We start from the raw sequence: 12068 nt of genomic DNA, 5'->3' as shown, positions 1-12068 counted from the left end.
GCACTCGACCGATCCGGTGACGTCCCGCGCACCCCTGCGCCGCTCGTGGTCCCCGGCGCGGGACACTGTGCGCATGACGACGACCAGCCCACCGCAGACCGGAGACCTCTCGCTCCCGGCGCGACCGGGCTGGCCGGACGCCACCGGGCACTTCGGGGTCTTCGGCGGCCGGTTCGTCCCCGAGGCGCTGATCGCCGCCCTCGACGAGCTGACCGAGGCCTACGAGGCGATGCGGGTCGATCCGGCGTTCCTCAGCGAGTTCGCCCGCCTGCAGCGCGACTACACCGGCCGGCCGAGCCCGGTCACCGAGGTGCCGAAGTTCGCGGCGCACGCGGGCGGCGCGCGGGTCCTGCTCAAGCGCGAGGACCTCAACCACACCGGCTCGCACAAGATCAACAACGTGCTGGGCCAGGCCCTGCTCACCCGGCGGATCGGCAAGACCCGTGTCATCGCGGAGACCGGCGCCGGCCAGCACGGCGTCGCCACCGCCACCGCGGCGGCGCTGATGGGGCTGTCCTGCACCGTCTACATGGGCGAGGAGGACACCCGACGCCAGGCGCTGAACGTCGCCCGCATGCGGCTGCTCGGCGCCGAGGTCGTCCCGGTCACCACCGGCTCGCGCACCCTCAAGGACGCGATCAACGAGGCCTTCCGCGACTGGGTCACCAACGTCGAGACCACCAACTACGTCTTCGGCACCGTCGCGGGGCCGCATCCGTTCCCGGCGATGGTCCGCGACTTCCAGCGGGTGATCGGCGACGAGGCCCGTGCCCAGGTGCTCGAGCGCGAGGGGCGCCTGCCCGACGCCGTCCTGGCCTGCGTCGGCGGGGGGTCCAACGCCATCGGCATCTTCACCGCCTTCGTCCCCGACGACGGGGTGCGGCTGATCGGCCTGGAGGCCGGCGGCGACGGCGTCGACACCGACCGCCACGCGGCCACGATCACCGGGGGCTCGCCCGGCGTCCTGCACGGCGCCCGGTCCTTCCTGCTGCAGGACGAGAACGGCCAGACCGTGGAGTCGCACTCGATCAGCGCGGGGCTGGACTACCCGGGCGTCGGCCCGGAGCACTCCTACCTGCACGACATCGGGCGGGCGGAGTACCGGCCGGTCACCGACGCCGAGGCGATGGAGGCCTTCGCGCTGCTCTGCCGGACCGAGGGCATCATCCCGGCGATCGAGTCGGCGCACGCCCTCGCGGGGGCGCTCGCGCTGGGGCGCGAGCTGGGTCCGGACTCGCTGCTGCTGGTCAACCTCTCCGGCCGCGGCGACAAGGACGTGGAGACCGCGTCCCGGTGGTTCGGGCTGGGCGACCGGGACGACGCCGCCCCGGGCCCGGGCCTGGACACCGATCAGCAGCCCACCGAGGGCGGGGTCACCAACGACGAGGCCGTGGCCGGCCCGGACGCAGGGGAGATGGCGTGAGCAGGCTGGCCGAGCGGCTCGGCGCGGCGAGGACCGAGGGCCGGGCGGCGCTGATCGCCTACCTGCCGGTCGGCTACCCGGACGTCGAGGGGTCGATCGCCGCCATGGTGGCGGCCGTCGAGGCGGGGGCGGACGTGATCGAGGTCGGTGTCCCGTACAGCGACCCCGGCATGGACGGACCCGTCATCCAGCAGGCGGTGGACGTCGCCGTGCGGGCCGGGGTGGGCATGCGCGACGTCCTGCGGGCCGTCGAGGCGGTGGCCGCGGCCGGCGCCGTCCCGGTGGTGATGAGCTACTGGAACCCGATCGAGCGCTACGGCGTCGAGCGGTTCGCGACCGATCTGGCCGCGGCCGGGGGAGCGGGGGCCATCACCCCCGACCTCATCCCCGACGAGGCCGGTGCGTGGATCGCCGCCGCCGAGCGGTCCGACCTCGACCGGGTGTTCCTCGTCGCCCCGTCGTCGACCGACGCCCGGTTGCGGTCCACCACCGCCGCCTGCCGCGGGTTCGTGTACGCGGCCTCGACCATGGGGGTCACCGGCACCCGTGCCACCGTCGGCGACGCCGCCGAGCGGCTCGTGGCCCGCACCCGGGAGGCTGCGCCCGACCTCGCCGTCTGCGTCGGCCTCGGCGTCTCGGACGGCGACCAGGCCGCGGAGGTGGCCGCGTTCGCCGACGGGGTCATCGTCGGCTCCGCGTACGTGCGGGAGCTGCTCGAGGGGCGGGGGACCGAGGGCGTCCGCGTGCTGACCCGGGACCTGGCCGACGGCGTCCGCCGGGCGGAGGTGCGCGCGTGAGCGTCCTCGCGGCCATCCCCAGCCCTACCCAGGCCGTCTGGCACCTCGGTCCGCTGCCGATCCGCGCCTACGCGCTGTGCATCATCGCCGGGATCGTCGCCGCCATCGTGCTGACCCAGCGGCGCTGGGTCGCCCGGGGCGGGCACGCCGACGACGTGCTGGACATCGCCATCTGGGCCGTCCCCTTCGGCATCGCCGGCGGCCGGCTCTACCACGTGGTCTCCAGCCCCCGCCCGTACTTCGGCGAGGGTGGCGACCCGCTGCGCGCCTTCGCCATCTGGGACGGCGGCCTCGGCATCTGGGGCGCGATCGCGCTCGGCGGGGTGGGGGCGTGGATCGCCTGCCGGCGGCGCGGCATCCCGCTGCCCGCGTTCGCCGACGCCCTGGCGCCCGGGCTGCTCGTCGCCCAGGCGATCGGCCGGCTGGGCAACTGGTTCAACAACGAGCTCTACGGCGGCCCGACCGACCTCCCCTGGGCGCTGACCATCTACGAGTGGAGCGGGGGCCAGGCGGTCACCGGCGCGGATGGTGAGCCTGTCGTCCTCGGGACGTTCCACCCGACGTTCCTCTACGAGATGCTGTGGAACCTCGCGGCCGCGGCGCTGGTCATCTGGGCCGATCGCCGCTTCCGGCTCGGCCACGGCCGCGCGTTCGCGCTCTACGTGGCGTCCTACTGCGCCGGGCGGCTGTGGATCGAGTTGCTGCGCACCGACCCCGCGGAGACCTTCTTCGGAGTCCGGGTCAACGTCTTCACCTCGATCGTCGTCGGCCTGCTCGCCGTCGCCTACTTCGTCTGGCAGCGCGGGCGCCCCCGGGAGGTCGTCGACCGCGGTCCCCGCCCGTCCTCCGGGCCGGCGGCCGAGGCGTCCGGCGAGTCGTCCGGGGCCTCGGCGGCCGGGGCGCGTGACGACGATCACCGACCGCCGGCCACGGGCTGACGGCGGCACCGCCGGTCCGGTGCGACGACCCGCGGCCGGTGGGCGTGTGCACCGTCACGGATCGGCTTCGGACGTGTCAGGACGGTGTTACGGCTGTGTACTCTTCCGGCTGACCCGCCAGCGATCCTGGTCGGGTCGTAGTGTCGGACCGGGCCAGCGCTGCCCCGCGGACGACGGCCTGCCGGCACCAACCGGTGGGCTCGCGCGCCGCTGCCGGTCGGGGCCACCTGTGTCCGGCCGGTCCCCGCGCCTCCGCACGTGCCGCCCCTGACCGCCGCCCTTGACCCCCGGCCCGGGCCCCCGCCCCCCGTCCACCCCTCGCTCCGAGGGACGACGGTGCGCCGACGACGGGAGTGACATGACCGACCTTCCCGCCACCGCCACCGCGGCAGCCCCCGCCAGCGCTGTGCCGTTCTCCGCCGTGCCCGCCCCCAGCGGGCTCTACGACCCGGCCAACGACAAGGACGCCTGCGGTGTCGCCTTCGTGGCCGACGCCCGTGGCCGCCGGAGCCGCCGGATCGTCGCCGCCGGTCTCACCGCGCTGCACAACCTCGACCACCGCGGCGCCGCCGGCGCCGAGCCGAACTCGGGTGACGGGGCCGGCATCCTCACCCAGATCCCCGACGCGCTGCTGCGCGCCAGCGTGGGCTTCGACCTGCCGCCGCTCGGCGAGTACTCGGTCGGCATCGCGTTCCTGCCGACCGACGAGGCCGAGCGCGCCGCCCGGTACGACGACGTGGCCCGCCTCGCCGAGGAGGAGGGGCTCACCGTCCTCGGCTGGCGCGACGTCCCGGTCGAGCCCGAGGGCGCGGACCTCGGCCCCACGGCGCGGGCGGTGATGCCGCACTTCGCCCAGGTCTTCGTCGCCGAGACCATGGGCGGCCGGGCCGACGAGAAGGCCTTCGGCGGGAACGTCGTCTGCAACGGGGTCACCCGGCTGGAGCGGCGCTCCTTCGTGCTGCGCAAGCGTGCCGAGCGGGCCGCCGTCGACGCGGGCAGCTCGCTGTACATCGCCTCGCTGTCGTCGCGCACGATCACCTACAAGGGCATGCTCACCACCGACCAGCTGCCGCTGTTCTTCACCGACCTGCGCGACGAGCGCTACGAGTCGGCGATCGCGCTGGTGCACAGCCGGTTCTCCACCAACACCTTCCCGAGCTGGCCACTGGCCCACCCGTTCCGCTTCATCGCGCACAACGGCGAGATCAACACGATCAAGGGCAACCGCAACCGGATGCGCGCCCGCGAGGCCAAGCTGGAGACCGAGCTGTTCGACGGCCCGGCCGGCCCGGCCAGCGAGCTCGGCCTGGACCGGATCTTCCCGGTCACCGCCAGCGACTTCAGCGACTCGGCGACCTTCGACGAGGTCCTCGAGCTGCTGCACCTGTCCGGCCGCTCGCTGCCGCACGCGGTGCTGATGATGATCCCCGAGGCGTGGGAGAACCACGCCGAGATGGACGCCGCCCGCCGGGCCTTCTACCGCTTCCACTCCTCGATCATGGAGCCGTGGGACGGCCCCGCCGCCGTCTGCTTCACCGACGGCACGCTGATCGGCGCGGTGCTCGACCGCAACGGCCTGCGCCCGGGCCGCTGGTGGCACACCAAGGACGACCTGGTGGTCATGGCCAGCGAGGTCGGCGTGCTCGACATCCCGGCCGCCGACGTCGTGGCCAAGGGCCGGCTGCAGCCGGGCCGCATGTTCCTCGTCGACACCGCCTCGGGGCGGATCGTCTCCGACGAGGAGGTCAAGGGCGCCCTGGCCGCGGAGCACCCCTACGACGACTGGCTGCACGCCGGCCTGGTGCACCTGCCGCAGCTGCCCGAGCGCCGTCGCTCCCGGCCCAGCCACGAGTCGGTCGTGCGCCGTCAGCTCCTCTTCGGCTACACCGAGGAGGACCTGCGCATGCTGGTCACGCCGATGGCGGCCAGCGGCGCCGAGCCGATCGGCTCGATGGGGACCGACACCCCCATCGCCGCGCTGTCGGACCGCTCCCGGCTGCTCTACGACTACTTCGGTCAGCTGTTCGCGCAGGTGACCAACCCGCCGCTGGACGCCATCCGTGAGGAGCTGGTGACCAGCCTGAGCCGCACCTTCGGCCCGGAGCAGAACCTGCTCGCCGCCACCCCGGCGTCCTGCCGGCAGGTCTACCTGCCCTTCCCGGTCATCGACAACGACGAGCTGGCCAAGATCCTGCACATCGACGACGACGGCGACCTGCCCGGGTACGCCGCCGTCCGGATCACCGGTCACTTCGACGTCAACGGCGGCGGCACGGCGCTGGCCGAGGCGATCGAGCAGCTGCGCACCAAGGTCTCCAAGGCCATCTCCGCCGGCGCCCGGATCATCGTGCTCTCCGACCGGGACTGCGACGAGCAGCGCGCTCCCATCCCGTCGCTGCTGATGACCGCCGCGGTGCACCACCACCTGGTGCGGGAGAAGACCCGCATGGAGGTGGGCCTCGTCGTCGAGTCCGGCGACTGCCGCGAGGTGCACCACGTCGCGCTGCTGCTGGGCTACGGCGCCGCAGCGGTCAACCCCTACCTGGCCTTCGAGTCGATCGAGGACCTCATCCGCGACGGCGTCCTCACCGGCGTCGAGCCCGCCCAGGCGGTGCGCAACGTGGTGAAGGCGCTGGGCAAGGGCGTCCTGAAGGTCATGAGCAAGATGGGCATCAGCACCGTCGGCTCGTACACGATGGCGCAGATCTTCGAGGCCGTCGGCCTCTCCCAGGAGCTCGTCGACGAGTACTTCACCGGCACCTCCTGCCCCCTGGGCGGCGTCGGCATCGACGTGCTGGCCGAGGAGGTGGCCATGCGCCACCGCCGCGCCTACCCGGAGAACCCCACCGAGACCGCGCACCGTCGCCTCGAGGTCGGCGGCGAGTACCAGTGGCGCCGCGAGGGCGAGGTGCACCTGTTCAACCCCGAGACGGTGTTCCTCCTGCAGCACGCCACGCGCTCCCGGCAGTACGACGTCTTCGAGAAGTACACGCAGACCGTCGACAAGATGTCCGAGGAAGCCGCCACGCTGCGCGGCCTGTTCACGCTGAAGACCGGCGTGCGTCCGCCCGTGCCGCTCGACGAGGTGGAGCCGGTCAGCGAGATCGTGAAGCGCTTCAACACCGGCGCGATGAGCTACGGCTCGATCTCGCAGGAGGCGCACGAGACCCTCGCCATCGCCATGAACCGCCTCGGCGGTCGCTCGAACACCGGCGAGGGCGGTGAGGACCCCGACCGGTTCACCCCCGACCCGAACGGCGACCTGCGCCGCTCGGCGATCAAGCAGGTGGCCTCCGGCCGGTTCGGCGTCACCAGCGAGTACCTGGTCAACGCCGACGACATCCAGATCAAGATGGCGCAGGGCGCCAAGCCCGGCGAGGGCGGACAGCTGCCCGGCGGCAAGGTCTACCCGTGGGTCGCCCGGACCCGGCACTCGACGCCGGGCGTCGGCCTGATCAGCCCGCCGCCGCACCACGACATCTACTCGATCGAGGACCTCAAGCAGCTCATCCACGACCTGAAGAACGCCAACGACCAGGCGCGGGTGCACGTCAAGCTCGTCGCCGAGGTCGGCGTCGGCACGGTCGCGGCGGGTGTCAGCAAGGCGCACGCCGACGTCGTCCTGATCTCCGGGTTCGACGGCGGCACCGGTGCCGCGCCGCTCACCTCGCTCAAGCACGCGGGCTCGCCGTGGGAGCTCGGTCTGGCGGAGACCCAGCAGACCCTGCTGGCCAACGGGCTGCGCGACCGCATCGTGGTGCAGGTCGACGGCCAGATGAAGACCGGTCGCGACGTGATCGTCGCGGCGCTGCTGGGGGCCGAGGAGTTCGGCTTCGCGACCGCGCCGCTGGTGGTCTCCGGGTGCGTGATGATGCGGGTCTGCCACCTCGACACCTGCCCGGTCGGCGTCGCCACCCAGAACCCGGAGCTGCGCAAGCGGTTCACCGGGCGGCCGGAGTTCGTGGTCACGTTCTTCGAGTTCCTCGCCGAGCAGGTGCGCTCCTACCTGGCCGAGCTGGGCTTCCGGTCCATCGACGAGGCCGTCGGTCACGCCGAGCTGCTGGACACCCGCCAGGCCGTCGACCACTGGAAGGCGCAGGGCCTCGACCTCGCACCGGTGCTCGTCGTGCCCGAGCTGCCCGAGGGCACGCCGCGGCGGGCCGTGCGCGGCCAGGACCACGGCCTGGACGTGGCGCTGGACCAGACGCTCATCCAGCTGTGCGAGGGGGCGCTGCTCGACGCGCGACCGGTGAGCCTGGAGCTGCCGGTGCGCAACGTCAACCGCACCGTGGGCACGATGCTGGGGTCGATGGTCACCCGCCGCTTCGGCGGCGAGGGGCTGCCCGACGGCACGATCGACCTCACCTTCGGCGGATCGGCCGGGCAGTCGTTCGGCGCGTTCGTGCCGCGCGGCATCACCATGCGGCTGTTCGGTGACGCCAACGACTACGTCGGCAAGGGGCTGTCCGGCGGCCGGATCATCGTGCGGCCGTCCCGCGAGGCGTCGTTCGCGGCCGAGGACAACGTCATCGCCGGCAACGTCATCGGCTACGGCGCCACGGGCGGGGAGATCTTCCTCCGGGGCCGGGTCGGCGAGCGGTTCTGCGTGCGCAACTCCGGCGCGCTGGCCGTCGTCGAGGGCGTGGGCGACCACGCCCTCGAGTACATGACCGGGGGGCGCGCGGTGATCCTCGGGCCGACCGGCCGCAACATCGCCGCCGGCATGTCCGGGGGCATCGCGTACGTGCTGGACCTCGCCCGGCACCGGGTGAACCCCGAGATGGTGGACGTCGAGCCGCTGGACGGCGAGTCGGCGCAGTGGCTGCGCGACGTGCTCGTGCGCTACGCGGCCGACACCGAGTCGACCGTGGCGACCGCGCTGCTGGCCGACTGGGGCCGCTGGTCGGAGCAGTTCAGCGTGATCATGCCGCGCGACTACCGGCGGGCACTGGAGGCCCGACGGGCCGCGGAGGCCGCCGGTACGGACGTGGACCGAGCAGTGATGGAGGCGGCACGTGGCTGACCAGACCGGTTTCCTGAAGTACGAGCGCGACCTCCCGCCGCGCCGCCCCGTCGAGGTCCGCCTCCTGGACTGGAAGGACGTCTACACCCGGCGCCAGAACGGGGAGGACCCGTTGTTCCCGACGGCGGAGGTGCGCAAGCAGGCCGCCCGCTGCATGGACTGCGGCATCCCGTTCTGCCACCACGCCTGCCCGGTGGCGAACCTGATCCCGGAGTGGAACGACCTCGCCCGCCGCGACGACTGGCACGACGCGATCGAGCGGCTGCACGCGACGAACAACTTCCCGGAGTTCACCGGGAAGCTCTGCCCGGCGCCGTGCGAGGGCTCCTGCGTGCTGAACCTGCAGGAGTCGCCGGTCACCATCAAGCAGATCGAGTGGGAGATCATCGACCGCGCCTGGGACGAGGGCTGGGTGCAGCCGCAGACCTCGGTCGAGCGCACCGGCAAGAAGGTCGCCGTCGTCGGGTCCGGCCCCGCCGGGCTGGCCGCCGGCCAGCAGCTCACCCGGGCCGGCCACGACGTGACCGTCTACGAGCGGGCCGACCGCATCGGCGGGCTGATCCGCTACGGCATCCCCGAGTTCAAGATGGAGAAGTCCGTCCTGGACCGGCGGCTGGACCAGATGCGCGCCGAGGGCACCCGGTTCGTCACCGGCGTCGAGGTGGGCGGTAGCGGCGAGGGTGACCTGTCGGTCGAGCAGCTGCGCGGCGACTTCGACGCCGTGGTGCTCGCCGGCGGCGCGACCATCGGCCGCGACCTCCCGGCTCCCGGCCGTGAGCTGGCCGGCATCCACCTGGCCATGGAGTACCTGCCCTACGGCAACCGCCAGGCTCTCGGCGAGCTCGACGACCCGCCGATCAACGCCCACGGCAAGCACGTCGTGATCATCGGTGGCGGTGACACCGGTGCCGACTGCCTCGGCACCGCCCACCGCCAGGGCGCGGCCTCGGTCACGCAGCTGGAGATCATGCCGGCGCCGCCGGACCGTCGCGACCAGGCCAGCAACCCGTGGCCGACCTACCCGATGATCATGCGCGTCTCCAGCGCGCACGAGGAGGGCGGCGAGCGGCTGTACTCGGTCAACACCGAGCGGTTCCTCGGCGACGAGAACGGCAACGTCCGCGCGCTGCTCCTCCACGAGGTCGAGCGCGTCGACGGCCGGTTCCAGAAGATCGAGGGGACCGAGCGAGAGCTCCCCGCCGACCTGGTGTTCCTCGCCATGGGCTTCACCGGGGCGCAGCGCGAGGGCCTCGTCGACACCCTCGGCGTCGAGGTCGACGGCCGGGGCAACGTCTCCCGTGACGGGGAGTTCATGTCCACCGTGCCCGGCGTCTTCGTGGCCGGCGACATGGGCCGGGGCCAGTCGCTCATCGTCTGGGCGATCGCGGAGGGCCGCGCCGCTGCTGCCGCCGTCGACACCTGGCTGACCGGGGAGTCCATGTTGCCCCGGCCGGTCACCCCGACGGCGGTCGCGCTGCGGTAGCAGCACCCGCTCCAGCCCCGGGCCCGGTTCCTACCGGTCGGTATCACCGACACGCGGGAACCGGGCCCGGGTCGCTCCGCCACCGAGTTCGTCGTGGCACTAGCGTTATCCCCATGTCCCGCCGCGCGAAGATCGTCTGCACCCTCGGTCCGGCCACCAGCTCCGCCGAGCAGGTCACCGCCCTCGTCGAGTCGGGGATGGACGTCGCCCGCCTCAACTTCAGCCACGGTTCCCACGAGGACCACGCGACCGCCTACCACCTGGTGCGGCAGGCCTCCGACAGCACCGGCCACGCCGTGGCCATCCTGGCGGACCTCCAGGGGCCCAAGATCCGGCTGGGCACCTTCGCCGACGGTCCGGTCACCTGGGCGACCGGCAGCGAGGTCTGCATCACCGTCGAGGACGTCGAGGGCACCGCGGAGCGGGTCTCGACCACCTACAAGGACCTCGCCAACGACGTCCGGGTGGGGGACCGGCTCCTGGTCGACGACGGCAACCTCTCCCTCAGCGTCGTCCGCGTCGAGGGCCCCGACGTCTTCTGCCTCGTCGTCGAGGGCGGCAAGGTGTCGAACAACAAGGGGCTCTCGCTGCCCGGGGTGGCGGTGAGCGTGCCGGCCCTGTCGGACAAGGACGAGCGCGACCTGCGGTTCGCCCTGCACCTCGGCGTCGACTTCATCGCGCTGTCCTTCGTGCGCTCGCCCGCGGACGTGGCGCTGGTCCGCGACATCATGCGCCAGGAGGACATCTCCGTCCCGGTCATCGCCAAGCTGGAGAAGCCCGAGGCGGTGCGCAACCTCGATGCCATCGTCGAGGCGTTCGACGGCATCATGGTCGCTCGCGGGGACCTGGGCGTGGAGCTCGCCCTCGAGCAGGTGCCGCTGGTGCAGAAGCGGGCCATCCAGGCGGCCCGCGAGCGCAACAAGCCGGTCATCGTGGCGACCCAGATGCTCGAGTCGATGATCACCAACTCGCGGCCGACCCGCGCGGAGGCCTCCGACGTCGCCAACGCCGTGCTCGACGGCGCCGACGCGGTGATGCTCTCGGGGGAGACCTCCGTCGGGGCGTACCCGATCGGCGCGGTCCGGACGATGGACCGGATCATCGAGGCGGTCGAGAGCGACCACCTGTGGGTGCCCGAGGTGGCACGGCGGTCGCGGTCCCGCTCCGGCGCGATCGTCCGGGCGGCGCGGGACATCGGGGAGTCCCTGGACGTCAAGGCGCTGGCCACCTTCACGCAGACGGGGGAGACCGCCCGGCGGCTCGCGGCGCTGCACCCCAGGCAGCCGCTGCTCGCGTTCACCGTCGACGCGAGGGTGCGCAGCCAGCTCGCCCTGTCGTGGGGCGTGGAGACCTTCCTGGTGCCCATGGTGGAGCACACCGACGACATGGTGGCGCAGGTGGACTTCTCGCTGCTGTCCATCGGCCGGCTGAAGGTGGGCGACCGGGTGGTCGTGGTGGCGGGCAGCCCGCCCAACACGGTCGGGTCCACGAACCTCATCCGCGTGCACGAGGTGGGGACGGACTCGTGACCGGGGGGCCGCAGGACACCCAGGCGGCGGCGCTGCTGTCGGTGCTCGACCTCGCCGAGCGCGAGCCCGACGTGTTCGTCGGCAAGACGCCGAGCAGTGAGCGGCAGCGGATCTTCGGCGGGCAGGTGGCCGGCCAGGCGCTCGTGGCCGCGGGCCGCACCGTGCCCGGCGAGCGGGGCGTGCACTCGCTGCACTCCTACTTCCTCCGGCCCGGCGACCCGTCGGAGGAGATCCGCTACTCCGTCGACCGGATCCGCGACGGGCGCTCGTTCTCCACCCGGCGGGTCATCGCCTGCCAGCGGCGCGGGGGCGAGGACGTGGCGATCTTCGCCCTCACCGCCGACTTCCACGCGGGGGAGCCCGCCGTGGCGGAGCACTCCCTGCCCATGCCGGAGGCGCCCGGCCCCGACGAGATGATGGGCACCGACGAGGTCGTGGCCCGGCACGGCGAGCGGGCCGCGTTCATGGCGGCGATGGGGCGGGTCGTCGAGCAGCGCTTCCAGCAGGACCCGTTCGCCGCGCCGCCCAAGTCGCCGCCGCACACGCAGTCGTGGACCTGGTTCCGCGTCGCCGGCGAGCTGGGGGACGACCCGGTGGTGCAGGCGGCGGCGCTGACGTTCGTTAGCGACCTGACCCTGCTCTCGGCGGGGTTCGCCCGGCTGGGCGGGGGGTGGCCGGACTTCATCGGCGCCAGCCTCGACCACGCCGTGTGGTTCCACCAGCCGGTGCGTGCCGACGACTGGCTGCTCTACGAGACCGACAGCCCCGCGGCGTCGGCAGGGCGCGCGCTCTGCTTCGGGCAGATCTGGTCCGCCGACGGCCGGCACGTGGCCACCGTGGCGCAGGAGGGGCTCATCCGGTCCCTGGACCGGTGA

7 protein-coding genes are annotated in these 12068 nt (G+C 73.1%); all 7 read left to right on the top strand.

Annotation, left to right across the window (positions count from 1 at the left end; all coding sequences use genetic code 11):
* Positions 1 to 73 precede the first annotated feature (73 nt).
* The 7 genes from trpB to ACI799_RS11610 all read left to right on the top strand — a co-directional run bounded on the left by trpB (position 74) and on the right by ACI799_RS11610 (position 12068).
* A complete protein-coding gene (gene trpB, locus ACI799_RS11640) occupies positions 74 to 1423 on the top strand; it encodes a tryptophan synthase subunit beta (protein ID WP_456597693.1) in 1350 nt (449 codons plus the stop codon).
* Positions 1420 to 2220, top strand: a complete 801-nt coding sequence (trpA, locus tag ACI799_RS11635; protein ID WP_456588591.1) for a tryptophan synthase subunit alpha — start codon at positions 1420 to 1422, stop codon at positions 2218 to 2220. The genes trpB and trpA overlap by 4 nt, the downstream gene beginning before the upstream one ends.
* On the top strand, positions 2217 to 3158 hold the full coding sequence (lgt, locus tag ACI799_RS11630) for a prolipoprotein diacylglyceryl transferase (RefSeq protein ID WP_456588592.1): 942 nt from the start codon (positions 2217 to 2219) through the stop codon (positions 3156 to 3158). Before trpA ends, lgt begins: the two co-directional genes overlap by 4 nt.
* 358 nt (positions 3159 to 3516) lie before the next feature.
* Entirely contained in the window at positions 3517 to 8181 is a 4665-nt protein-coding gene (gene gltB / locus ACI799_RS11625; protein WP_456613116.1) for a glutamate synthase large subunit, read from the top strand.
* Positions 8174 to 9664 (top strand): glutamate synthase subunit beta, encoded by a 1491-nt coding sequence (locus ACI799_RS11620; protein ID WP_456613115.1) that lies wholly within the window; start codon positions 8174 to 8176, stop codon positions 9662 to 9664. Before gltB ends, ACI799_RS11620 begins: the two co-directional genes overlap by 8 nt.
* A 113-nt stretch (positions 9665 to 9777) precedes the next feature.
* Positions 9778 to 11193 (top strand): pyruvate kinase, encoded by a 1416-nt coding sequence (pyk, locus tag ACI799_RS11615; RefSeq protein ID WP_456588595.1) that lies wholly within the window; start codon positions 9778 to 9780, stop codon positions 11191 to 11193.
* Positions 11190 to 12068 (top strand): acyl-CoA thioesterase, encoded by an 879-nt coding sequence (locus ACI799_RS11610; protein WP_456588596.1) that lies wholly within the window; start codon positions 11190 to 11192, stop codon positions 12066 to 12068. Before pyk ends, ACI799_RS11610 begins: the two co-directional genes overlap by 4 nt.

It is taken from the genome of Blastococcus sp. SYSU DS0753 (assembly GCF_054051175.1).
Note: the sequence above shows the minus strand (reverse complement) of the source record. Positions and strands in the feature narration are given on the sequence as shown.